The organism is Sulfitobacter sp. 1A13353 (genome assembly GCF_043557255.1).
GTDB classification, from domain to species: Bacteria; Pseudomonadota; Alphaproteobacteria; order Rhodobacterales; family Rhodobacteraceae; genus Sulfitobacter; species Sulfitobacter faviae.
This window is the reverse complement of record NZ_JBIFFS010000010.1, coordinates 1-24,517: the sequence shown is the minus strand read 5'-3', so window position 1 is coordinate 24,517 and position 24,517 is coordinate 1. Positions and strand designations below refer to the sequence as shown.

21 protein-coding genes and 1 pseudogene are annotated in these 24,517 nt (G+C 53.8%); 10 read left to right on the top strand and 12 right to left on the bottom strand.

Annotation, left to right across the window (positions count from 1 at the left end):
* The first annotated feature begins 503 nt into the window (after positions 1-503).
* Entirely contained in the window at positions 504-842 is a 339-nt protein-coding gene (locus tag ACGYLO_RS20300; protein ID WP_394377263.1) for a hypothetical protein, read from the top strand.
* Positions 843-1,691: 849 nt separating this feature from the next.
* Here ACGYLO_RS20300 and ACGYLO_RS20295 read toward each other — a convergent pair.
* The 3 genes from ACGYLO_RS20295 to ACGYLO_RS20285 all read right to left on the bottom strand — a co-directional run bounded on the left by ACGYLO_RS20295 (position 1,692) and on the right by ACGYLO_RS20285 (position 3,816).
* The gene (locus ACGYLO_RS20295; protein WP_394377327.1) at positions 1,692-1,886 is read right to left on the bottom strand and encodes an integrase core domain-containing protein; all 195 of its coding nucleotides are present in this window, start codon (positions 1,884-1,886) and stop codon (positions 1,692-1,694) included.
* Entirely contained in the window at positions 1,793-2,524 is a 732-nt protein-coding gene (locus tag ACGYLO_RS20290; protein ID WP_394377262.1) for an IS3 family transposase, read from the bottom strand. The genes ACGYLO_RS20295 and ACGYLO_RS20290 overlap by 94 nt, the downstream gene beginning before the upstream one ends.
* Before the next feature lie 611 nt (positions 2,525-3,135).
* Entirely contained in the window at positions 3,136-3,816 is a 681-nt protein-coding gene (locus ACGYLO_RS20285) for a DnaA N-terminal domain-containing protein (RefSeq protein WP_276155547.1), read from the bottom strand.
* 503 nt (positions 3,817-4,319) lie between these two features.
* Between ACGYLO_RS20285 and ACGYLO_RS20280 the strand changes: the two genes are divergently transcribed.
* Together ACGYLO_RS20280 and ACGYLO_RS20275 are read left to right on the top strand one after the other, a co-directional pair.
* Positions 4,320-5,615: an AAA family ATPase gene (locus ACGYLO_RS20280; RefSeq protein WP_394377261.1), complete on the top strand. Its 1,296-nt coding sequence runs from the start codon at positions 4,320-4,322 to the stop codon at positions 5,613-5,615.
* A gap of 3 nt (positions 5,616-5,618) precedes the next feature.
* Positions 5,619-6,746, top strand: a complete 1,128-nt coding sequence (locus ACGYLO_RS20275) for a ParB/RepB/Spo0J family partition protein (RefSeq protein ID WP_394377260.1) — start codon at positions 5,619-5,621, stop codon at positions 6,744-6,746.
* Positions 6,747-7,648: 902 nt separating this feature from the next.
* On the opposite strand, the gene ACGYLO_RS20270 is transcribed toward ACGYLO_RS20275, so the two are convergent.
* Positions 7,649-7,981 (bottom strand): helix-turn-helix domain-containing protein, encoded by a 333-nt coding sequence (locus ACGYLO_RS20270; RefSeq protein WP_276155550.1) that lies wholly within the window; start codon positions 7,979-7,981, stop codon positions 7,649-7,651.
* Positions 7,982-8,263: 282 nt separating this feature from the next.
* Between ACGYLO_RS20270 and ACGYLO_RS20265 the strand changes: the two genes are divergently transcribed.
* Both ACGYLO_RS20265 and ACGYLO_RS20260 read left to right on the top strand, forming a co-directional pair.
* Positions 8,264-10,132, top strand: a complete 1,869-nt coding sequence (locus tag ACGYLO_RS20265; protein ID WP_394377259.1) for a DUF4214 domain-containing protein — start codon at positions 8,264-8,266, stop codon at positions 10,130-10,132.
* A 146-nt stretch (positions 10,133-10,278) separates the two neighbouring features.
* On the top strand, positions 10,279-10,488 hold the full coding sequence (locus ACGYLO_RS20260) for a DUF6447 family protein (RefSeq protein WP_394377258.1): 210 nt from the start codon (positions 10,279-10,281) through the stop codon (positions 10,486-10,488).
* A 168-nt stretch (positions 10,489-10,656) separates the two neighbouring features.
* Here ACGYLO_RS20260 and ACGYLO_RS20255 read toward each other — a convergent pair whose 3' ends face one another.
* Complete coding sequence (locus ACGYLO_RS20255) at positions 10,657-12,126, bottom strand: hypothetical protein (protein ID WP_394377257.1); 1,470 nt, start codon at positions 12,124-12,126, stop codon at positions 10,657-10,659.
* A 399-nt stretch (positions 12,127-12,525) separates the two neighbouring features.
* Positions 12,526-13,743 (bottom strand): tyrosine-type recombinase/integrase, encoded by a 1,218-nt coding sequence (locus tag ACGYLO_RS20250; RefSeq protein WP_394377256.1) that lies wholly within the window; start codon positions 13,741-13,743, stop codon positions 12,526-12,528.
* Between the two features lie 13 nt (positions 13,744-13,756).
* Here ACGYLO_RS20250 and ACGYLO_RS20245 point away from each other — a divergent pair, with 13 nt between their 5' ends.
* The 4 genes from ACGYLO_RS20245 to ACGYLO_RS20230 all read left to right on the top strand — a co-directional run bounded on the left by ACGYLO_RS20245 (position 13,757) and on the right by ACGYLO_RS20230 (position 18,034).
* Entirely contained in the window at positions 13,757-14,116 is a 360-nt protein-coding gene (locus tag ACGYLO_RS20245; RefSeq protein ID WP_394377255.1) for a helix-turn-helix domain-containing protein, read from the top strand.
* A gap of 253 nt (positions 14,117-14,369) precedes the next feature.
* Complete coding sequence (locus ACGYLO_RS20240) at positions 14,370-15,473, top strand: hypothetical protein (protein WP_394377254.1); 1,104 nt, start codon at positions 14,370-14,372, stop codon at positions 15,471-15,473.
* Between the two features lie 324 nt (positions 15,474-15,797).
* On the top strand, positions 15,798-17,693 hold the full coding sequence (locus ACGYLO_RS20235) for a DUF4214 domain-containing protein (RefSeq protein ID WP_394377253.1): 1,896 nt from the start codon (positions 15,798-15,800) through the stop codon (positions 17,691-17,693).
* 131 nt (positions 17,694-17,824) lie between these two features.
* Positions 17,825-18,034: a hypothetical protein gene (locus ACGYLO_RS20230; protein WP_394377252.1), complete on the top strand. Its 210-nt coding sequence runs from the start codon at positions 17,825-17,827 to the stop codon at positions 18,032-18,034.
* 511 nt (positions 18,035-18,545) lie between these two features.
* Here ACGYLO_RS20230 and ACGYLO_RS20225 read toward each other — a convergent pair.
* The 6 genes and pseudogenes from ACGYLO_RS20225 to ACGYLO_RS20200 form a co-directional block, all read right to left on the bottom strand.
* Positions 18,546-19,994 carry a hypothetical protein gene (locus ACGYLO_RS20225; protein ID WP_394377251.1) on the bottom strand — a complete coding sequence of 483 codons (1,449 nt, stop codon included), beginning with the start codon at positions 19,992-19,994 and terminating at the stop codon, positions 18,546-18,548.
* A gap of 21 nt (positions 19,995-20,015) precedes the next feature.
* Positions 20,016-20,237: a hypothetical protein gene (locus ACGYLO_RS20220; RefSeq protein ID WP_394377250.1), complete on the bottom strand. Its 222-nt coding sequence runs from the start codon at positions 20,235-20,237 to the stop codon at positions 20,016-20,018.
* Between the two features lie 2 nt (positions 20,238-20,239).
* Positions 20,240-21,871: an IS66 family transposase gene (gene tnpC / locus ACGYLO_RS20215; RefSeq protein WP_394377249.1), complete on the bottom strand. Its 1,632-nt coding sequence runs from the start codon at positions 21,869-21,871 to the stop codon at positions 20,240-20,242.
* A 60-nt stretch (positions 21,872-21,931) separates the two neighbouring features.
* Positions 21,932-22,282, bottom strand: a complete 351-nt coding sequence (gene tnpB / locus ACGYLO_RS20210; protein ID WP_394377248.1) for an IS66 family insertion sequence element accessory protein TnpB — start codon at positions 22,280-22,282, stop codon at positions 21,932-21,934.
* Positions 22,279-22,686 (bottom strand): IS66-like element accessory protein TnpA, encoded by a 408-nt coding sequence (gene tnpA, locus ACGYLO_RS20205; RefSeq protein WP_394377247.1) that lies wholly within the window; start codon positions 22,684-22,686, stop codon positions 22,279-22,281. Before tnpA ends, tnpB begins: the two co-directional genes overlap by 4 nt.
* A gap of 339 nt (positions 22,687-23,025) precedes the next feature.
* Positions 23,026-23,559: pseudogene (locus ACGYLO_RS20200) on the bottom strand (site-specific integrase); the annotation flags it as partial.
* 136 nt (positions 23,560-23,695) lie between these two features.
* Here ACGYLO_RS20200 and ACGYLO_RS20195 point away from each other — a divergent pair.
* The gene (locus tag ACGYLO_RS20195; protein WP_394377246.1) at positions 23,696-23,905 is read left to right on the top strand and encodes a DUF6447 family protein; all 210 of its coding nucleotides are present in this window, start codon (positions 23,696-23,698) and stop codon (positions 23,903-23,905) included.
* Positions 23,906-24,517: the final 612 nt, after the last annotated feature.

Genomic DNA, 24,517 nt, shown 5'->3' with positions numbered 1-24,517 from the left:
GGCGGTACAACAAAATGCATCAAATCGAGAGGCGATCCGGCAGGCGCTTCACCACGGTCTTGCTCCTTATCAATGGGGCGTGACCAGTGAGAGCCGCACGAGCCTTACCTGCGGCGCCCTCCACCGGGCAGGCCCCCGCGTCACCTTCAAAGGGGCCGCTTTGGGCGATGGCGCTGAAGACGCCATCGATCCTTATGACGCGCAGAGCGCCCGCTGGCGCGAGATCGCGCGCGCGCCGCAGCGCCTCCGAAAAGGCTTTAAGCGCCGCGCGGAGAACAATTATAAGTTGTGCAGCATCCCCAGAGATCCCGTCCTCCAAAAACCTTTGGATATCATCGCAGCCCCTCGCACCTTGGTCGGCCTGAACTCGCAGCTTGCGACCATCGTTTCAACTTTTGCGCAAAGGCTGCGCAGCTTCCTCAGCGCAGCTCTTATACAGCGTGCCCTGCTCACCTTCGACCTCCGCGGGCTTTCCCGCACAGCACAGATATTGGAGACACTCATTGCCCCACCCCACCGAAGCCCGGCTCATGCACCTCATCGATCTGCTGGAAGCCCTGCTCGCACGCGAAGCCGCCCCACCGATGACGGCCAAGCTCGATCAGCTGGTCAAGCACCTCAGCCAGATCGACGTCAGCCTGAGCCAGGCGGCCTCAGCCATGCGCGATATGGCGCATGGCCCCCCCATCCCCACAGCCGCAGAGGAACTAATGTCGCTCCACCGCCAAACGCTCGAATGTCTCGCCCAGATGCTCGACCAGCAGCATCAGATGCAGGGCCAGATCAGCGCCCTCGCAGACCTCCTCGGAATGCCCCCCACTGGACGCGGGCAGATTGGCTGATCCATATCAGAAACCTCATCCGCGAAGTCACAGGCGCACCCCTCCCCGTCGCCTTGGCGAAAGCGCGCGACGGTGAAGTGATCGCCATAAGTTGGGTCGACGAAACCATCGTACTCCCAATCACCTCAGAGCCCCCCGACGAAACATGGAATGATCAAGCACGCGAGGCCATAACAAGGGGCCTCGAACACGAAGACCCCGCACCCATGCCGGGGCCCACGTGAAAAACACATCGAAGAATGTAATGCTTACCATAGAGATTACAGCTTCTTGGTTCACGCTTCGTAGACTGTAATACCTTACTGAAGGTCCTGATAGTTACACCAGTGAGCCCATCAAGGCCCGTATGACGGAATGATCTATGTATTTGTTGCCCCAGAGCCACCATCAGTTCGTGTGCATCGCGCAGGCGCGAAAATACTGCTAATTAAAATACGCGATCAAGTCTTAGTACGCTAGGTACACGTGTGGTCTTCTTACTGGTATTTTCCGCGCCGAGGGTGCGCCTATAACCATGATACTGTACGCTAGTCATGCAAATTTCATTGCGAGGTCAGCATATAAAATGGCAACATCCCTGGCAGGACGGTGTTGGGACGCAAGTGGTGCCGAGGCTCTTCATTCGACTATTCCCGCAACGTAATCAGACAAAGCATCATATCCCCCAAGCATGCAAAAGCTTCGAAAATGTAACTTAAAAATGAGGTGGATCGGCTATGCAAAATCAGGCAGCTGCCCGTGCGAACCTCGCTGCAAAGCCGATCAGGTTTGCACGCCACCCACGGCGGATGGCCGGTGAAACCGAGGTTATCCCACCTTAGCTGGACCGGCCCCCGTTTCACCGGACACCTAAGCGGTTTCGGTTGTGGCCTTGATGAACTCGCGAGGCGAGCGCCATCTTAGGCCGCTGTGGGGGTGGTTGTTGTTATAGTCCTCGATCCATTCTCCTATCAATTCAAAACGGTTTCGGCATTGGGTAGTGGTTTGACGCGCACGTAATCGCGTTTGAGCGTCTTTACGAAGGCTTCGGACATGCCGTTGGATTGCGGGCTGGCGACTGGGGTGAAGCATGACTTCAGGCCGAGCTGACGAGCGAAGATGCGGGTTTCCTTTGCTGTGTAAGCGCTTCCATTGTCGGATAAGACCTCGACCACCTCTGGCGCGTGATAGCTACCGAAGCGTTTCTCGACAGCCTCCAAAAGCATGTCACGGACGTCCGAGCCGCTAATCCCGGCATTGGCGACGGCCCGCCAGGCGATGACTTCACGATCATGAGCATCGAGCAGGAACGCCGCGCGGATAATGTCGCCATTCCAACAGGTGAACTCCAGCCCGTCAGAGCACCAGCGCAAGTTCGACCGCATCATGATGACCTTGCCATCGTGGGCGCGTTCGGGCCGGTCGAAGCCGGATCGCTTCAGCAGCAGGTGATTGGCCTTCATAATGCGATAGACGCGTTTATGATTTGCTGGGGCAAGGCCTTCTGCCTTGAGTTCCCGGTTCAGCACTGCACAAATCCGGCGGTAGCCATAGGTTGGGCGCTCCGCCACCAAACGCTCGATACGTGGCAAGAGCGCCGCGTCTTGAGCTTTATAATAGCTCCGACGCGGCTTCGTGGTTCCTTTCTGTCGTTCATGCAAGTTCGAACGGGATACGCCTAACGTCTGTGCCACCGCCTTCATCGGGAACCGCCCGGTTTGAGCGACTGCGCAAGCAAGGTCGGTTTTTTTGAGCGGGACTTGTCGAGCGCTTCCTTCAAGATCTTCACTTCCAGCGTTTTGCGTCCCAGCTGGCGCTCGAGCTTCCCAAACAAGCTTGGGGAGGTCGATCTCGTCCCCTTCGATCACGGCACATTGTCTGCAATTAGCGCCTGCATAGCGGATTAGCTATCTTCCAAGGCAGAGGACAAATGGCTGGCGCGCACCTGAGGACCACAGGGGCTATCCAACGAAAGACCGAGGCAACTGGCCTAGACCTCGCCAATGTACAGTTCCTAAAGTTCCACCACCTTGGAGTGGACCTCTCCATGTCTTCCTTTTCCCAGATGTCCAAGGCAACAGAAAGCAAAGCGAAAGAGGCAATCGACAACTTCCCAACCCGCATCTGATCAATCTTAGTCGACATCGGGTGTAACCCATGCCGAATGCAAAGGGCGCTTCGTGACTTTACCAGACGGACAGAAACGGCTCGTCCGTGTCAGATTTGGCCGAATAAGCTACTTGGAAGAGCGATACAAACGTCCTGTCAATTACCAGTAAAAAAGGGGCGCCCAGCCTTCCTATAGAGTTCAACCTCAGACAATCACCGCGATCTCGGTAACATCAGCATCGACGGCCTGACAGGCACTTAGAATGCGCCGCGTTAGATGGGTTTGGACATAACTGCCATGAAAGCGGCTCGGCGCACGGAGGATCAAACGGCCCCCCGCCCTCTCCACGCGCACAAGGTTGCGCAACCAACTGCCATATAGATCGGGCGCTTCGGTATAAAGTATCGCCTGCGCCAAGGCCCACTCGTTGCCGCTACTAATATCGGGCGCCGGAATATGACCCTTTACAGGTAAAGGCACGATGGGGCTCTGTTCCGGCTTGCCGCCCATGCGCATATCGAAATCGGGGCCGACCTTGCACCATGCACCCTCGGTCGTGGCGAGTATTCGGTCAAGATCAAGACCGTATTCTGTCACCCTGCCCCGCGCGCCTTGGCGCTTGACCACAAGCCATCCCATTCCGCGCAGCTTCGCCATGTCACGTTTAACAGTACGTTCGTCAACGGACCAGAGTTGCGCGATCTCGCGTTGGCCTACTGCAAGCTCATCCCGCGCCCAATTATAACGCGCGGTCATCAAGGTAACAAGGCGGAGCACCAAACGTTGATCGTGCTTGTTTCGCGCTAGCGCATACGCGCCTAATGCTGTGATGATATCGTATTTGCGGGCAGCGTCGCGTTGACCTGCCGGTTTGACCAGTTGCATGGATGCCCTCTAGCTGCGGATTCCCGCAGTCGCTGTCGTCCTCGCGGTGGGTCTTCGCCGGACCCTGGGTTTGTTTGGAAGACACAACGCCTTTCCGACCTCTGTCCTGATTTGCGTCCAAAACGTTGATTCTGTCAAGAGGCGGTTTTTCATTGTCGTCCGTACCTCATCTAAAAATAATGATTTTTTGGGTATATAGGTATTGGGGGACATCCTGGCTGTCCCGTAGTAGGCTAAATTTGTCCCCCAATATGTCGTCGGGGAATTGGATGCGTCCCCCTATATTATGTATTGTGCGTGCTCTAGGGGCGATATTGATCGTTTCAAGGAATCGTCGTCGAGGGTGTTTTAAAAATACCGCAATTCTCGCTTTGCTTCACAATAGGCCTTTGCAGAAACGCCAGTATCGGCGTAAACCGACGGGGAGTTGTGATTAGCGTCCCGTCGAGGGGTTCCCCGCGGGGAACTTTGAAAAGAACGAGCTGAGGCATTGAGGAAGGTATATGTACACCCATACTGATTTAGCAAAGTTGCAGGCCCAGTCCCTGAAGATGCAGGGCTTCATCCGGCAACAGACTTACTCTCCTGAGATGGAAAAAACACTTCGTCGATTTTCAAGCTGGGAAGTTGCCGAACTTATCTTGCAAATTAATCCCTCCACACTGCGCAGCCGACTTGCGGCGGACCCATCATTGCCCGAGGGGACTGTTGAGGAAGAAGGGCGCCAGCGCTGGTACGCGCTTGAGGAAATCAACGAACTGCGACGTAAGCTGAAGATCAAGGGGAAGTCGCTGATGCCCAAACGCCCGACGGGAAAGCGGGCGATCCGTGCGGCGATTGCAAACTTTAAGGGCGGGGCGGGCAAGAGCACCGTGGCGCTGCATTTCGCCCATGCCGCTGCTCTCGATGGCTACCGCGTGCTGGCGGTGGATTTCGATCCGCAGGCAACCTTGAGCCATTCGATGGGGTTGTCGGACGTTTCCGAAGAGGTGACAGTCTGGGGAATCATGGCCCGGGATCTGATCCGTGAGACAGAGCGGATGAATGCAGCTGCGGGTGGTGCGGAAAGCGGAACGGCCCTACCCCGCCGAAAACTGCCGCCCTCGGTAACGGGCATGGGTCTGAACGATTTGCGGGTAATGGATTTTATCAAGCCGACAAGTTGGCCTACCATTGATATTATTCCAAGCTGTGCGAATGCTGCCTTTGTCGAATTCGCTAGCGCACAGTACCGGCATTTAAACCCTGAATGGTCATTTTTCGCAGCCGTCTCGCGTTTTCTCGATCAGCTTCCGGCGGATGCCTATGATCTTGTGATCTTCGATTGCCCGCCTGCGATTGGTTACCAATCTATGAATGCAGTCTTCGCGGCTGATGTACTCTATGTCCCGTCTGGCCCTGGTTATTGGGAGTATGACAGCACTACTAGTTTCATCGGACAGTTGGCCGAAGCGCTGGAAGATTTGGGGCGGTTTCGTGGACGGCTGCCTTCTGGGACGGATCCAGACAAGGTGTTCGCCGATCTGCGGTTCCTGCTTACTCGGTTCGAACCGAACAATGATCTGCACCGTGCGATGCAGGCAGCCTTTCATCAGGTTTTCAAGTCGCATGTTACAGAGCATCCAATTGAGATGACCCGCGCGGTCGAGCAATCTGGGAGATTCCTCTCGTCGATCTATGAAATGGATTACCGACAGATGACGCGCGAGACTTGGCGGCGCGCCCGGATGTCGTTCGATCGCGCTTATGGCGAGTTCCAAACCACGCTCGTTCACGCATGGGAAAAACTGGAGGACTGATAGATGTCAAAGAAGCGTTCTGTATTTGATATTAACTTCAAGTTAGATGCCGAAGAGGAAGCCACAGAGTTCCCCGCGGGGAACAGCCTTCCGGAAACCAGCGGCTACAATGTTCAGGGGCATCCGCTACAAGAGCACGAGCCGGCGGCCCCGCGCCGTGGCCCTATGGCCAGCGCGATTGCAGAAACCGCCGCGGCGACGCGAGAACGGGCGAATGCCGAGGCGGCGATCCGCGCTGAGAACGACGCGTTGGCCCATGAGCATGTGAGGTTGAAGAAGCTGGGTTTGATCACTGATCTTATTAGCACTTCCCAGGTGAAAACCTCGAAGTTGACCCGAGACCGGTCGGCTAATGTAGATCCTGAGATTGCGGAGCTAAAAGATTCTATCCAGGCGGTTGGGCTCTCAAACCCAATCCGAGTCGAAAAGACTGATGATGGATACGAGCTTATCCAAGGGTTCCGCCGTCTATCGGCGTTTCAGCAACTGGCCGACGAGACAGGCGATCCGCGTTACACACGCATTCCTGCGGCGATGGTTCCCCGCGGGGAACCTTTGGTTGACCTCTATCGAAAGATGGTCGACGAAAACCTGATCAGAAAAGACCTGTCGTTCGGTGAGATGGCCCAGCTGGCCCTGTCCTACGCCAGTGACGAAAGCGTTCCGGTGGGAGATGCGGTGTCGACGCTTTATGCTTCTGCGCTTAAACAGAAACGTACCTACATTCGCCAGTTCGCGCGGGTATTGGAGGCTTTGGAAGGCGCGATCCGCTACCCAGAGGCAATGCCACGCGCCTTGGGTTTGGACATTTACAAATTGATTGCAAGTCAGCCTGAAAGGGCAGGGGAGCTTGCTTCGAGCCTGCATGCTTTGCCGGATCGGGATGCAGAGTCAGAGATCGCCGTCTTACACACCGCTTTAACGCGTGTGAAACCTGCGTCGGCTCGTGTGTCGAAATCAGTGTCCAAAACCTCGCTTAGAATGGGCCGCCCCGAGGGGGAAGCGCGAGTGATTGCGTCTGATGGGAAGGTTGAGTTGCGGTTAGCCCGAGATTTTTCGGCAGTCCCGAGAGCGCGATTGCAGCAGGGGATCGAGGCCCTTTTGGCTATCTTGGACGAGACTGACAAGTAGCGCGCCCTTGTTTCATATTGCGAAATAGTTTGACTGCGACCTGGAGATACTCCGGTCGCGACCATTCTTGGAAGGCTGCCAGCTTAGCGAACGTCCCAATGCCACACACCTTCTGCCCAATGCTTTAAAACCAGCTGCACCTAAGGCGGCAGGTGTCTAATTCGCGATAATTCGTACGAATACCATCGTCGGGCGCACGGATGCTGTTCAACACTGGCGCTAACCGCCTAGCTGGCAGTTCAGAAGTAACTTAGTTTTCTCCGCCAATGTATGAACCCGATATTCTTGCGCGTGTCGTCCACAAGGGATGACACGCTTTTGCAGCGCAGATTTCCTAGACGCTGATACCGCGCATGGCGCTTTTTTCTCGCGAGCTCAAGTTCGGTATTGGATTGGGGATGGCGTGTAACGTAGTCAGAGGGGCAGGTGTAATGGGTTCGGCTAAAGTTATGTTTGACCATCATGTTTCTGAGATTCCAGCGCGCCCGGCCTCGATGCAAGGCCATAACTTTCTGCGACCGGAGTTAGCAGCTGGATGGAGAGCTTTCGGCGCATTTCAAGCTCCGGGCCCAGACGTAGAGAATCGTTGACGAAAGGGGCGATCTAGGTTTCGCGGAAGGTCACAGGCGGTAGGGTTGAGTCTACTGTAGAGCTTTGTTTGAGTTCGGAGATCGCGAATTAAGATTCGGCCAGAGAGTCGAGCAATCGGCGGCGGTGGTTGTACTGAACCTGTCCAATGTCGGATATGGTGACCTTTCGCTGGTGCAGTGAAAAGATTTCGGATCCAGGCGCGCCGTTAGGGCTCTGATCTAACGGCGCGCCTGCGCTGTGAAGAGGCTCAGCCGCTTGTTAGCAGCGGTGGAATTAACTGTTTCAGTCAAGGCCACGAATTACTGGAATGCCTAGCTATCACCAAACAGCATTTCATAAGCTTCCGGCTCATAATAGCTAAGGAGCTTCTTCATGAAGGGTTTTGGTTGCTGATCCAAAACCTTGGCCCAGTCACCATAGCGAGCGCTTGGGATTTTTCCCCGGCCAGTCTCGAGCTGAGAGATGAAGGTGTAATAGTCCAACGAGAGTTCTTCAGCCATTTTACGTTGAGAAAGCCCCTGGGCTTCCCGCAAGGACTTCAACCAGCCCCCTAGCTCAACCCGCGGATCACTACCTTTATCCGAAACCGCTGACGTTATAGTTTTGGGCATTGTGTTTAACTCGCAGCATTGCAACACCGCCACTCAATCTCCCAGGTGGCGAAGTTGTATTTTTGTTACATCTATGAGCGGAAGCAATCGCAAAGTGAGGCCAAAGTCGCTCGTCCCTCTTTGTAACATAGGACTGGAGAAGGTGGTATACTTTTTACTGCATTTTTAGGCTTGCCGGATAATTCTGGCTTTGATAGTCAGTCGCTAGTGGTCATCAGGTGATCTGGGTTTGTGTGCTGTGAGGTACATCTTTCCGAAGTGCTGATCGCCTAAATGAACCCTATCGTGAACTTTCACAAAGCAGGATTAATAATCATGGCAACTTCAACGCAAATCAATGCGATTACCGCCCTCTACGTGGGCTACTTTGATCGCGCACCGGACCCAGCAGGTCTGCAATTTTGGATTGATCAGCTCGACAATGGTCGCGAGTACAACACGATCGCCGCGGACTTCGCTGCTTCCCCCGAGGCTGTGGCTCTGTACCCCTATCTGACAACACCGGACGTTTCTTCGCCTGCTTCGTTCGTCACAAACATCTATGCGAACCTCTTTGGCCGCACTCCTGATCAAGAAGGCTTGGACTTCTGGACCGGCGTTCTGGAAGACGGCAGCGTTTCTGTCGCTGACATGATCGAAGCGATCATCATGGGCGCACGCGATGATGCAGCTGCTGGTACATTCGACAAATCTGTTCTCGACAATAAAGTCGAAGTTGGTTTGGATTTCGCAACTTCCGCAGCTGAAGTTCCGGGCTTTGAATTCGACGCGGCAGCTAAAGCCGCGGCTGTTGCAGCGGTAAACGGTGTGACCGAAGACGAAGCAACGGTTGAAGCTGCTAAAGAAGCCACAGATGCATTCGTATCCGGCGACAGCAACCCCGGTACTGGCGACAACCTCACGCTCACTGATGCTATCGGTGAAAGCGTTGTTGGTACAGCTGGCAACGACACCTTCACAGGCGTTGTCGATGGTGGCACGTCTGGTACTTTGCAGTTCGGCGACCAGATTGACGGTGGCGCAGGTCGCGACACGCTGAACCTGTTTACTGGCGGTTCGACTGGTATCCCTGCTGGCGTCGAGATTTCCAACATTGAAGTCGTTAACATCAACAGCGTTGCGGCAGGTTCTCCTGTAGATGCGACAGATTTCGGCTCCGCTGCTGAGGAAATCTGGCAGGTTGGTTCGGTTACTCGCGTTGAGAAACTCGCGCAAGGTCAGACTGCTGGTTTCCGTGCAGTTACAACCGGGTTGACTCAGGCCCTCGGCGTTGATGTCGTGTATGCAGATAGCGCAACATCCGGTACAATTGCACTTGATAATACTGGAAACATTCGCGTTGATGTGGTCGGGGAAGAACTGACTGAACTGACAATTACGGGTTCGTCCAACCCGAATGCCACAGTTGAGCAGGTAGTTCTTTCCACAAACGGCCCCAATGATCTGCCTGAGCTTGAAACTCTGAACGTCAACGTTTCAAGCGATATTGAATTGAACCTTGGTGGTAGTGAAGAGTATTTCAAACTCAAGACAGTCGATGCGAGCGGCTCGACAGGTGGTATCACTTCGGATCTGCCGGATATCGACGGTACGAACGTTCTTAATGACGCTCTTAAACTTGAGTCCATCATGGGTGGCAGTGGCGACGATGAAATCACTGTTGAGCTTGACCTTCTGGGTGCAGACAGCGTGACGATTGACGCCGGTGCTGGCGACGACACGTTGAACTTGGAAGCAACGTCCGACGACGATACAACCCTGACCATTACGCTTGGCGAAGGCAAAGACATCGTTAACTTTGGCACCACTACCGGTGGCACGTTCACTGCCGACGGCAATGGGTTGGCAAACGCGATGGTCGATACAACTGCCAAAACAATCGACGGTATGATCTCCATCACTGACTTCACCGGTAGCGATGATGTTCTGGCGTTGTCAGGCGCTACTGTTTACACGTTGACCAACGTCGAGGAAACAGCTGTGAAGGGTAAGGATACCCTGTTTGAGGCGGCTGATGCGGCACTCAAGGCCGCGACGACGAACGACACTGTCGCGTTCCAGTACAACGATAGCACTTATGTAGTTGTTGATAACGGCACCACCGGCTTCAACACCGACGATGGTATCATTGAGCTGACCGGCTTCACCGGCACGCTTAATGCAGCTAACTTCGATGTTGCTTAATCCGGCAATCTAAAAAACCGATCTTCGGATTGGACAGAGAGGGGGCCTTCGGGTCCCCTCTTTTGCTATTGTAGGATCGGATTACTGCGTTGCCTTTAAACAATGCCTACCCCACCTAGACCCCCACAAACCCAAGGAGAGCAAACATGGCAAACGGCCAAACAATCGACATCGACGGCAAAACCTATGACATCGACAGCCTAAGCGACGAAGCGAAGAGCCAGCTGGGTAACATCCGTGCTGTAGATGCTGAGCTGAAGCTTCTTGAGCAGAAAAAGGGTATCGCTCAGACAGCACGGAATGCCTATGCCCGTGCATTGCAAGAAGAGCTGGCAGAACTAGAGCCAGCTCAGTAAGTTAGACCTGTAGACTTAGTTGCCTGGCTACACCTGCTAGAAGGCCTCTGCTGGAAACGGTGGAGGTCTTTTTGCTTGGTAGGGCAGGGTAGGGGGCGAGTGCCACCGGGGGTACAGGCGTTACCGTATATACGGCTGACTCAATATCGGGTTAGTCAGATCGTAAAGCTAACCTATTGCAGTATCTGCAGTCGACTTAATCGCTACGGATATTCCAGGGGCGTAGTCTGCGAACCCTTTCTCCATAGCCTCTCTGCATTCAGCTTCATATTTTGCCGGTACGATAAAGCTGTCATGTATTGGCACGGCGGGAATTTCCTGCTCAGCAAGATAGCAAAGGACTTTGAGGGCAATCTGTGCATCCAAGGCTTGCAGCTCTACCCAAGCCGGTGAAGAACCATCGGTGTGGGGTCTGACGGCATCATGCCTATCCCAGAACGCCTCATATAGTTCCCCCGCTTTCCCAGCTCTTAGCCGCATAGACAACAGCTCTTTCGCAAGGGCCTCTACCGTTTCAATCTTACTAAAGCTGCCTACAGATATCCGCAGTACGGCCTTGCAAGCTTCTCGGGGCCAATAAGTGCCAGGAATCTCGTACAGCTCACCTTCTGGCATGGGAGTGTTATGGAGATGGTAGAGCAAGGCCAGCTGCATAGAAGAATAGTCCAGCTCTACGGAGGGCTGTCTGTTAAATGTCAGGTGTTTGCGGGCTTCAGACGGAAGCAACTGGACCCAATGGCCGTATATCCTGCCACCTCTACCATCTTTTCCACTGAAGCTACGGAATAGGCGGGCGTTACGCTTACCTACAAGCTTGGACCGTCTTTCCTTCCAATCCCAATGGTTTTCGTAGAAGGCGTAGTCGGGCAGGGGGAGGCTTAGTCTGGCTTTCTTGAGAAGCTTTAGGCTCGTAGGAAGAATCCGCTCTGTGCCGTGAAGTGGCCGATGCAGAATTTCCTTCTCAGTAGCATCTTTTGGTCGTTTAACCTGCTTAGCCTTGCGGGGCCTAGGCACCTTCCGCTTGATCTGAAGGTGATACGCGAAATCGTATTTCTGTTTCGGGTAGAAGGGGTGATTGGGGAAGATCAGGCCTTTTTGAATAAGCCAATCCAGGGCAGGCTTAGAAGCTCTTACACGAGTGACTTGTCCCTGTCCCTGAGTGCGATCAAAAGTACCAGGGACGATTTCGAGGAAGGGTTCTTCTTCCAGCTTCAAGATGTGCAGCCCATAGACAACCCTCTGAGCCGCCCGTAAGCCGAGATGACTGTATCGTCCCGAACGACGATAGCTCTTTTGGTTCAAAGGAACGCCAATATACTTCACCCGCTCTGAAAGGTGAGAAGCGAAATATGACAGGCTATGGAGAAGATGCTCCATCATCCCCAGATTTACTGTCCTACTTCCGGATGGGAATGCCGGTAGAGCGGTTCTTTGTTTGTCATCTACTATGACGGGTTTGCCAATGTTCGCTTTAACGTCAGGATTAGTACGCAGGCGGTCGTACAGATCGACTGAAGCTTTTTGTAGATCTAACTGATAGGAACGGGACCCATCTATTTCATGTAGAAGTGGCCGAGAAGCTAAATCGTAACCTTTGCCTCTTTCTGGTAGGGTAGGGGTCTGTTCTGTTTCAGTCATAATAGGATCATATAGAGCGAGGATAAACTATCGGGCGGCGGGCGGCGAGGGCCTTACATTATTACTAAGTGCAGCTAAGTCCACTTTGGCCATAAAAATAAGGGTTAAAGCCAAACTCAAAATACTGCTCTCAGGTACTCTGTCGTATTGTTTGGACTGCCACCAGTAGCCTCACGGTATTCTGGCAATAATGATACACAAAATCGCCTCCCCCGCCTTCAGAAAATTCTGTAAAGAGTTGATGTTATCCTAATTCCAACTGCAATCAAATTCATTTTTTTCTAAATCGATAAGCGCAGGGGGCGGCTAGGTCTGCTCAGGTAGGGTGTCCACCCAAAGTCACCTAGATGCCCTGTATGCCCGCCAATTCGCCTGTACAGGGCTATTCTATTTCGATTTTTATTCGTTCGAATTGGCTGTTTCCGCGATATGTAGAGTTGAACCCTGACCTGGGGCTAATATGGAAGTCAATGATGCCGTACCCACGTCAGCAGCAGCCAGAAGTGTTTCTTGAGAGATATGGGCATACCGCTGAGTGGTCTTTACCTGAGTATGACCCAGCAGCTTCTGAACCTCATAGAGGCTCCGCCCGCTGTTGATTAGGAAAGAAGCAAAGCTGTGCCGTAGATCGTGCATCCGTACTTCAGGCAGTCCAGCCCGTTTCCTGGCCACATGCCAAGCGGAATGCAGGTGGAGATACGGCTTCTCAGTCTCGGGGTTACCAAAAGGATATTCTGAGCGGGAGACGCCGCGAACCGCTTCCAGCACACGAAGGGCATTCTCCCCAAGGGGGATATACCTTGCCTTACCTGATTTAGCCGTGGGGATACGCCACCGACGCCGCTCGATATCGAAGTCTTCCCATCGGGCATGTAGTACCTCGCCCCTTCTGGCACCAGTGACAACCAGCATCGGCAAGATGTATTGCAGCATCACGTTCTTGCTAAGCTTTGCTGCATCGTACAGCCGCTTTAGCTCATCCTCCGTGATGAACCGTTCCTTCTTGTTGTTCTCTTCCAGCAAAGCGACACCATGGGTTGGGTTACGAGGAACGCCTGGAACCTCCCAGTCACGTACAGCCAGATTGAAGATGTAGCGAAGCAAAACCAGCCGCCTGTTCACGGTGCTTGGTTTGACCCCAGTATCAATTGTCGTCTGACGAAACTTGATCACATCGTTTTTGGTGATCTCATCGAGACACTTGGAGCCAAAGGCGGGGATCAAATGAACGCGCAGGATGCTTTCATCGGTATCCCATGATCTCTTATAGGACTTGGCGTAGGGAAGGTACCGCTCCATCGCAAAGTCACTGAAAGTCGGGACCTGTCGCCTAAGGGCCTTCTCAGCATTGGGGTCCTCGCCCATTGCGATCCTGTTACGGGCTTGCTCGCAGAGTTTCCGTGCTTGAGCCAGTGTGACGTCCGCAGCATCGGCCAACTTTAGATAACGAGATTTACCCCGGACATCCGTGTAGCGGAGGTAGTAGGTCTTGCCCCCCGAAGTACGGGCTTCCAGAGTTAATCCCCTTGTTGAGGTATCGAAGTATACCTCTTTGCGTTTGCCGACAGGGCAAGATGCGTGCGATACAAAGTGCGTAGTAAAGGTAGTTTTAGGCATAAGGACATCCTTTGTGGATCAAAAGGATCATAACTGGACCAAATCACCCAGTCAACTTGGGCTTTCATCGCGGCGCATCCACGCCATTAAGCTAGCTGCCGCGCTTCGCGCTGGTAGGTCTACGTTAGGTCTTTCCCAAACGGCTTTTGCCCGAAAAATCGGCATTTCGAAGTCCAAGCTTGCCCGCGCTGAGACAGCCGTAGGCAGCTTTAACTCTGATGATCTTGAAGCTGCATTGCGCTTTTTCCGCGACTACGGTGTCATTGTTGATCTGCTTTCCCAAGACGAAGTCACGGTTCGGGTGACACCGGAGGGCATCGAAAAACTAGATGCATTATTCATTTCTGAAGCACCCGCCGGAGAGGATTCCTGATCCTAAGGTATCTGTACGGCATTAACTAAGTGAGTTCTTTGGTCCACATTTGGTCCAAATGATTACATCTATTAAGGTAGTAGCTAAGTGCCGATAGGGACTCAACAAAGGGAACAGTTGAGTCAGGTCGCTCACTGATGCTATCGGTGAAAAAGTTGTCGGTACAGCTGGTAACGACACCTTCACGGGCGTTATCACAGATGGCAACGGCGGCACACTTCAGTTTGGCGATCAAATTGACGGTGGCGCAGGCATGGACACACTGAACCTGTTTGAAGCAACGACAGGTACACCTGCCATCCCTGCTGGTGTTAAGATTTCCAACGTCGAAGTCATCAACATCAATGAAGGTGCAGTAGGCACATCTGTAAACGCAAATGCCTTCGGTTCGGCTGCTCAGCAGATTTGGCAAATTGGCACAGCTGTTGGCATCTCGGGGCTGTCCAACGCTCAGACTGCTGGCTTCCGTGACGTCACTGGTAGCGCAGCTCCGCAAGATCTTACTGCTAACTTTGTTGGCACAGAAGCAAACATCGCACTTGATGGTGTGACGCAGGTTGAGTTCACCATTGCGGACACTGATACCGGTGCGGCAGATGTTGATCTGGAGACAGTGAATATTTCCGGCGAAACCGGCAGTATTTTGGAACTTGATACAATTCCTGGTACCGTGGAGACAATGAACTTCACTCTTTCCAGCGATACTAGCATCAGTGTTCAGACTGCCGCCACTTTGTCCAATGTGGTTACTGTTGACGCATCTGCATCAACTGGTGATCTCGTGATTGGCTATGCCAATGTTCCTAGCTCCAAGCTTGAGACCCTTACTCTGGGTAGCGGTGACGACCAGGTTTCGGTCAACATGTCGAACATGACAGCCGATGAACTGACTGTTGACCTTGGTGCCGGCAACGATGGCATGCTGCTGAGCGCTGCGGATAATTCCAGCGATGAGAACGCGCTGAATATCACTCTGGGTGCCGGTAACGACACTCTGAAGATTGATGTACTCGGCAACATCTCGGACGCCACTGAAATTGAAGCCGACCTCATCACCGTGGCTGATTTCAATGCAAGCGAAGATGTGCTGGACCTGTCGGACCTCGGCAGTAATGGGCGGGACGTTCTGACCAACACTGAGCTTGGCAATGCAAATACCGCCGCCAACTTGGCCGCCGCTGCTGAGATTGCTGCTCTGGCAACGACTGACGATGACTACTCAATCTTCGACTTTGGTGGAGATGCCTACATCCTCCACGATATCGGTGGAAGCGCAGGCTTTGACGGTGGTGATGGTCTTGTTAAGGTTGTTGGTTTCCAGACCGACATGATCGATGGCTCCAACCTCGTTGCCTAAGTCTGTGTTATAAAAATCTCAATCTTCGGATTGGACAGAGAGGGGGCCTTTGGGTCCCTTCTTTTGCTATTCACGGGCAGAAATACTGAAATTCCTTCAGAGGTCCGCTTCCCTACCCAGTCCTTTGGCAGATTAAAGAGCGCAGACATTACAGCCAGCTTTCTACCGAAGTTATATGCTTGCCTGAGATGTTTAACCTTAGTAAATCAGTATAGGTCGTCATTAGATAATCTTAAATTATTCTAAATATTGGCGGCGTTAGATGAAGGTTTCACTCAAAGGAATCCTATCGTGAATATTGCTCAAATCAGGAAATAATAGACAATGGCCACTCTTGAACAGAAACAAGCGATCACAGCTCTTTACGTAGGCTATTTTGGTCGCGCACCCGATCCAGCAGGTCTTCAATTCTGGATCGACCAGATCGACAACGGCCGCGAATTTAACACAATCGCAGCCGACTTCGCTGCTTCGCCCGAAGCCAAAGCTCTGTACCCTTACCTAACAACCCCGGACGTTTCTTCGCCTGAACTGTTTGTTACAAACATTTACGCGAACCTGTTCGGCCGCACACCTGATGATGAAGGCCGTGATTTCTGGGTCGACGCTCTGGAAAGCGGAAGCGTCTCCGTAGGAGATATGATTGCAGCGATCATCGAAGGCGCACGTGACGACGAAGAAGCAGGCACATCTGATAAATCTGTTCTGGACAACAAGGTCGAAGCCGGCTTGGATTTTGCGACTGAAGCAGCAAACACTCCTGGCTTTGAATTTGATGCCGCCGCCAAAGCCGCCGCAGCAGCAGCTGTAAATGGCGTCACCGAAGACGATGCAACCGTGGAAGCCGCGAAAGCCGCCACCGATGCTTTTGTCTCTGGTGAAAGCAACCCTGGTACTGGCGATAACTTTACACTTACTTCAGCTATTGGCGAGAAAGTCGTTGGTACCGCAGGCAATGACACGTTTACCGGAGTTGTTGGAGATGGGACGACTGGCACTCTACAGTTTGGGGATCAGGTCGACGGTGGTGCGGGTGAAGACACCTTGAACCTGTTTGTTACAAATACCTCAGAGCCGATCCAAGTACGTGATAGCGCTATGCAATTTGTAGCAGAAGCCGTCATTGCTAATACGACCATCCCTGCTGGCGTAAGCATCTCCAACATTGAAATTGTCAACCTTAACAGTGGCGCTGGCTCTTTGATGGGCCAGGTAGACGCTCGCCAATTTGGTGCGGCAGCTCAGCAAATCTGGCAGGTTAACACATCTAATAGCGTAGCGAAACTTGCTGCGGGCCAGACAGCTGGCTTCCGTGGTGGCGAAGTTGAAGCTATCGTTTCCTATGACGATGATGTGGCCGGAGCATCTGTCGCTCTCCAAGGTGTGACTTCCGGCTCAGCCATTACGGTAGCCGGTGCAGATGTTGAAACTGTATCCATCTCGGGTAGTGTTGCTGCGCTTGCTAATGGCGATGCAGGCACTCTGGAGCTGGCTCTTCCTGACGGAGCCGACGATGAGGGCGTTTCCACACTGAACCTAGCACTCACTAGCGATACAGTGCTTGACGGAGGTGAGAGCTTTGAGACCATCGTGACAGTAGACGCAAGCGCGTCGACAGGTGGGATCACAGCCGTCCTTACCGGCACCGATGCGTTTGAATCCATTCTCGGTGGTAGCGGCGACGATGATCTGACACTTCGCGGTGACTTCTCAGCTGACGCGCTATCTATTAACGGTGGTGCGGGCGATGATGCCGTTACCGTGGCAGCGACAGATACCGACACTGCTATCAATGTCGCTCTTGGAGCAGGTGCTGACCGCATTGCATTTAACAGGTTAGAAAATGTGGCATCCGACGCTTCCGATGATGATGACTTTGGTGCTTCGTTGATCACAATCGCGGACTTCAATGCCAATGATGACGTTCTCGACTTGAGCAAGCTCATCGGTGACTACGATGAGCTTGCAAACGATCAAGCGGCAGCTGTTAGCAACGCGGGGTCTTTGACAAAAGCTGTAGCCGAAGCTGCCAAATACATTGATGCCGGTGACTTCACCGTATTTGACTACGCTGGCGATGCCTACGTCTATGCCGAAGGAGACGAGGGCAATGACGGCCTGATCATGTTGGATGATGTCTCTGTTGCTGATCTTGATTCCTCCGCGTTCATCGTAGGCGTGGCAACCCCTCCTATACAGCTGCCTGAAAACATTGGTTAAAACTGATCTTTGGATTGGACAGAGAGGGGGCCTTCGGGTCCCCTCTTTTGCTATGGAGGGTTGAAAGTACTGACTTGCATTCGACATCCCTTAACCCCACGTAAACCTTCAAAAGCGTAAGGAGAGCAAACATGGCACATGGCCAAACAATCGACATCGACGGCAAATCCTATGAGATCGACAGCCTCACAGATGAAGCCAAGAGCCAACTGGATAATATCCGTGCTGTGGATTTAGAACTGAAGCGTCTTGACCAGCAAAAGGCCATCGCTCAGACAGCACGGAATGCGTACGCACGAGCATTGCAAGAAGAACTGGCCAAAGTTGAGCCACAGCAGTAAGTTACAACTGTAGACTTAGTTGCCTGACTACACCTGCTAGAAGGCCTCTGCTGGAAACGGTGGAGGTCTTTTTGCTGGTAGGGCAGGGGCCAGCTTACTGGCAATGCCAGTTCTGGCTGTACGGTCGAATCATACAGAGCTTCTGAGTGTGTTCAGGTAGGGTAGGGTGCCGAATGCTGCTACATGCCCTGTATGAATCTACTCCAGCACTGAATAGACCATTCTACTGGTGGGGTAGGGGGCGAGTGCCACCGGGGGTATGCCCGTTACCGTATATCGCCCTGCTCACGGATAGGGTGGGTGAGATCGTCAACTTAGGCGCTTTGGTGGTAGCTGAGGGCAAATTTCCTATAGCTGAAGACTTAAGGCCAGACAACGGCCACAGAAGAGGCCCGTAGAGGCGATATAAGAGTCATACAGAGCCTGTAGGCATTCTCGTGGCCCATGGCCTGCAAGCGGCCCTACAAAGGCTGTATGAGTCTTTCTGATAGCTCGTAAGTATTTGATATAATCAAACTACATCGTTCGTAGACTTGATTGAAACTGCAATGCTGGGGGCATAATCTGTGAACCCTCTTTCCATCGCATCGTAGCATTCCGCCTCGTACTTTGCCGGTACAAGAAAGCTGTCATGGATTGGGACAGCTGGGATGCCGAATTCGGCTAGATAGCAGAGAACCTTGAGCGTGATCTTTGCTTCTAAGGCCTGTAATTTCAGCCATGGGGCATTTGATCCCGTGCTATGAGGCCGCACAACAGCATGACGGTCCCAGAATGCTTCGTACAGTTCGTCAGCTCTGGCAGCGTTCAGTCGCATTGCCATCAGCTCATTGCGAAGTGACGCCACGGTTTGGGTCCTACTGCTACTGCCCACGGAGATGCGTAGCACAGCCTTACATGCTTCTCGCGACCAGCTTGTGTCAGGAATCTCGTATAGCTCGCCTTCTGGCATCGGAATGCCATGCAGGTGATACAGAAGGGCCAGCTGCATATAGGAATAGTCCAGCTCTACCGAAGCTTGGTTGCGGAACGTGAGATACTGACGGGCCTCAGAAGGTAGCATCTGGACCCAATGGCCATATATCCGACCACCTCGGCCATCTTCACCTTTAAAGCTACGGTATAGATCGGCTTTTCGTACGGCCATCAGCTTTGATCTGTTGCTCTTCCAATCCCAGTGGCGTTCGTAGAAGGCATAGTCGGGCAGGGGCAGACTGAGGTTGGCTTTCTTCAACAGGGCCAGGCTAACGGGTAAGACCATCTCCGTGCCTTGCAATGGGCGATCCATTGGGTCCCCTCGCTTTGCTTCCTTCTGACCAAAAGGTTTCAGCCTTAGGTGAACAGGCACAGGATCATATATCTGGTCTGGAGTGTTGGGATGATCTGGGAGGATCAGACCTTTACGCGTGAGCCAATCCAACGCAGAGCGAGAGGCTTCAATACGTGTGACCTGTCCTATCTGCTTAGTACGATCATACGTGCCGGGGATGATATCTACGAACGATTTACCTTCCGGCTGGAAAAGGTGGAGGGCGTAGACCATCCTCTGAACGGCAGGGAAACTGAGGTGTGTATATGCGCCGGTCTTACCATATCCGCCTTGGTTCAACGGAATGCCGATGTAGCGTAACTGCTTAGAAAGATGGGAGGCGATATACGATAGGCTATGCAAGATATGCTCTAGCGCTAGCAGGTTGGCTTCACGGTTTTTGGGGATGAATGCAGTCAACACAGCCCGTGGTTTGTCATTAACCACAACAGGCTTACCAACATTGGCTTTAACATCCCCGTCTTTACGGAGAAGATCGTATAAGTTTTCTACAGCTTGCTTCAGCTTCTGCTTGTATGGCTTTGATCCATCCACCTTGGGTAAGAGATTGTGTGAAGCAAGGTCATAACCCTTTCCTCTTCCCGGCAAGCTGAGAGGGGAATGTGACCCCTGTAGAGCATTCGTAAGCATCCGGCGTAGGCCACAGGTGGGTTATCGCTCGCGATCACGGTTCATTTCGATGAGCTCTTGCAGGTTTTCGATTCCGAATGGAGTGAATGCGATCACACTATCGTCGCCGGGGCCGTAGACCCAGATCACACCATCTTCGGTTTCCATACCGATGGCGAGACCGAAGATCTGATCAACGGTTTCGCCCAGTTCGACAGCGACGCGGTCGATTGTCTTTACGGAATACACCTTGTTCAGCTGCATGGTTACGCTGCTTGTGGAAGGGATAGGGCTTTCCAGTTCCAAGGCAGAAGTTCATGCACGCGCGAGACGGGCAAGTCGGGCAGCCGGGCGAGAACATCGGCGAGCCAAGCCTGCGGATCGATGTCGTTCATTTTGGAGGTGACGATAAGGGTATACATGGCGGCAGCCCGTTCACCGCCGCGCTCTGAGCCTGCGAAGAGCCACGACTTCCGACCCAGTGCCACGCCACGCAGGGCGCGTTCGGCCGCATTATTCGTCAGACAGATACGCCCGTCCTCGAGGAATGCCGTGAAGGCCTGCCAACGGCCACGCTTCTCAAACATGTAGTTGATCGCCTTGGCCACTTTGTTGTGTCTGGACAGTTTCGCGCGCTCTTCCTGCAGCCAGTCGTGGAGGCCGTCCACCAGGGGACGGGACAGGTTCTGTCGGGCGACGAGCCGGGCATCAGCATCCAGCCCATTGATCTCGCGCTCGATGTCGAAGATGGCATCGATCCTTTTTACCGCTTCCAGTGCAACCGGCGAGATCTGATGGGCAGGTTTGCCCTTGCGGACGTTGCCCGCGATGTCGGCCAGTTCGAAGAACTTCCGGCGCGCATGCGACCAGCACAGCGCGCTGGTCACGGGCCCCGCGTCTCGGTCCTCTCGATAGAGGTCGTTGTATCCACCATAGGCGTCCGCTTGCAGCACCCCTTGCCATTCTGCCAGATGCTGATTGGGATTGGTTGCGCCACGATCTCGGGAGAAGCGGAAGAACGCGGCCGGCGGTGCTCCGCCATTCCAGGGACGGTCATCACGGACATAGGTCCAGAGCCGGGCCTTTTTTGCACCGCCCCGCGCCAGAAGCGGCACGGTGGTATCATCGCCATGTAGGCGGTGAGCGGCACGCACGTGGGCCTCGATCAGCGCATGGATCGGCTGCAGGGCGACAGTCGCATGCCCGACCAGGTCCGCCAGGGTGGACAGGCTCAGCTCTACACCTTCACGGGCGAACCGCTCGGCCTGCCGGTTCAACGGCTGGTGCTGACCATATTTCTCGAAGATTAGCATTGCGATCAGGCTGGGCCCGGCCCATCCGCGCGGAATCGCATGGAACGGCGCCGGCGGCTGACTGATCTTCTCGCAGGCTCGGCGAGTGAACTTCTCGCGCACGGTCTGGATCACCTTCCACTGACGTGGGATCACCTCCAGCGTCTCGGTGATGTCCTCGCCCATCTTCACGATCCGGTCCGAGCCACAGCAAGTGCAGGCGACCGGTGCTTCGACGACAACCCGCTCGCGCGGCAAGTGATCGGGGAACGGCTTGCGCATCGGATGGCGGCGCGTGAAGGCGCGCACCGTGCTGGCTTTCTCGCTTGCTTGATCTGCGGCTAAGGCATCCTCGGTGGCCGCCGCTTCCATCTCTTCAAGCTGCAGTTCCAGTTGATCGATCAGCCGGGCGCGTCGTTCTGACGAGATACCGTATTTGTCACGGCGCAGTTTGGCGATCTCAAGCTTGAGCTCTTGGATCATCGCTTCTGAGCAGGAGACAACCGCACGGACCTGCGCCAGCTCGCTTTCCGCCACATCTGCACGGGCCTCTGCGGCGGCCAGGGCGGCGCGTAATTTAGCGAGTTCAGAGGCGGCATCAGACATGACCAATATTTACCAGCCGAAGCCGCGAAGCACCAATAAAAACAGGCTACCTGGCGCAAATTAACCAGCCTTTGCAGGACGTTGTGTCCAGCGTGGGTTACGCCAGTCGATGCCCTCCAGAAGATAACCCAACTGCGCCGCCGAGATCTGCACCGCTTCGCCCGACCGGCTCACGGGCCAGATGAACTTACCTGCCTCCAGGCGCTTTAGATAAAGCGACATGCCCACGCCATCATGCCACAGGATCTTGACCAGATCGCCTTTACGGCCCCGGAAGCAAAATATCTCACCCGCATGGGGATCACGGCCGAGCCCTTCTTGCACCTGTAGTGCCAGCGTGTTCATGCCCCGCCGCATATCGGTGGCACCGCCTGCGATCCACACCTTCACGGCCGCCGGAAACGCAATCATTGCCCGGCCACCACTGCCAGAATCCGAGCAAGCGCTTCGGGCTCCACGCCCACCGGGACGATGAGACGACGCCCATTCGGAAGAGCCACCTCAATCCGGCAGTCCGGAGGTGGACTGGCATCGATCGGATTTGCCTGCGACGTGGAAACTTCCTTCGGCACAGTCACCGGCGCGAACGATACAGAGCCAGAAGACCCAAGCTCACCAGTTCGATACTGCCGCCGCCAAGTGGTCAGAAGTGACCGGCAAATGCCGTGCCGCCGAGCTGTGGCTGTCACCTGACGGTGGCCAATAAAGCTTTCTTCCACAATGCGCAGTTTGTCATCATCCGACCAATGCCGGCGGCGTTCACCATCGGCAGCAGACAGAACTTCGATTTGAGGGCGAGTGATAAAGTCGGACATAAGGTCGGACTTACCATCAGATCGAGCCTGAGATCAGACGGCCGCCCCCGGAGGCTTACGAGCATTCAGTTGCGATAGTATTTGATCCTGTGTGAGGGGGGAGGTTGCCATACTATATTACTCTATGTGCTGATAACTGTTTGAGTCATATAAATAAGGGGTATTGGCTAACCCAGTTTTGGCCCCATCCGTACCTGCGATATCCCCGTTCTGATGCACGGTAATCCCCCCCCATCTAGCCAATAGGTTTGTCACCATTGCCTTTTGGAGGGGGATCAAGGGTAAGGCCAATCTGACTCTCTACAGCCGTAAACTGGAGCCGCAGAAGAGGGCAGGGGACTACGGATTGAAGATAGCAGTGAGAGACGCTGTACCTACGTCAGCAGCCTCCAGAAGGGTCTTCTGCGTGAGGTGGGCATACCTCTGAGTCGTCTTGATCTGGGTGTGTCCCAGGAGCTTCTGTACCTCGTATATGCCCCGCCCGCTATTGATCAGGAAGGATGCAAAGCTGTGACGGAGGTCATGCATTCGTACCTCTGGCAAACCAGCCTTGATCCGAGCGTTGTCCCAGGCCCTGTACAGATACTTATACGGCTTCCCGGTCTTTGGGTTGCCAAAAGCGTAGTCGGACCGAGAGACGCCTTGTACGGCTTCCAACACCCTCAGAGCGTTCTCTCCTAGGGGGATATGCCTCGCCTGACCCGATTTGGCCTTAGGGATACGCCAAAGGCGTTGATCAAGGTCGAAGTCAGCCCATTTGGCATTAAGCGCCTCGCCCAATCTGGCACCCGTTACGACCAGCATGGGCAGGACATAGCGGAGCATAGCGTTCTTACTGGCTACTACAGCCTCATACAGGCGCTTCAGTTCCTCTTCCGTGACATACCGTTCCTTCTTGTTGTTCTCAGGAAGGAGTCCCCTCTTTTGCTATTTACGGTTAGGGATGTCGGGTTGATTTTACTTACCGCTTGCCGCACCTAAGCCTTCAGAAAACGTAAGGAGAGCAAACATGGCAAACGTTCAAACAATCGACATTGATGGCAAATCCTATGATGTCGACAGCCTTAGTGATGAAGCCAGAAGCCAACTGGGCAATATCCAAGCTGTGGATTTAGAACTGAAGCGTCTTGACCAGCAAAAGGCCATCGCTCAGACAGCACGGAATGCGTACGCACGAGCATTGCAAGAAGAGCTGGCCAAAGTTGAGCCACAGCAGTAAGTTACAACTGTAGACTTAGTTGCCTGACTACACCTGCTAGAAGGCCTCTGCTGGAAACGGTGGAGGTCTTTTTGCTTTAAGGGGGTAGGGGGCGAGTGCCACCGGGGGGAATAGGCGTTACCGTATATGACGTCGCTCACGGATAGGGTCTGTGAGATCGTCAACTTGGGTGTTAGGCTGACCAATATGGGTGACCAGTTTGCCGTTGGGTGAAACCGATCCAAATCCCGCTCCCACCATTGTTTGAGATCACCTAAGAATGACACAGAAGTGACTCATAGGGGGGGATATAAGGAACTCACAGAGGGCTTTAGCGAAAGCCGATGATGCATGGTCCACAAGCGGCCATACATTCGCTCTATGGGAGTCTCGTACGGACTGATTGAGACCTTAAAACCTCTCGGTGAACCCCCGCCGATATCTAGGCAGCAAATAGACGATCCGATAAAGAGGGCCTATGTTTATGAAGCCCTCATCTGGAAACGAACTGGAACTGGTATGATAGTAAGCATCCGGCGTAGGCTACAGGTGGTCCTGTCCCAGGGAGAGGTGTAACTTCTGGTAGCGCTTTTGGTGGCGTCCGCGCCCTTCATGAGGCGCCGTAGGACGTCA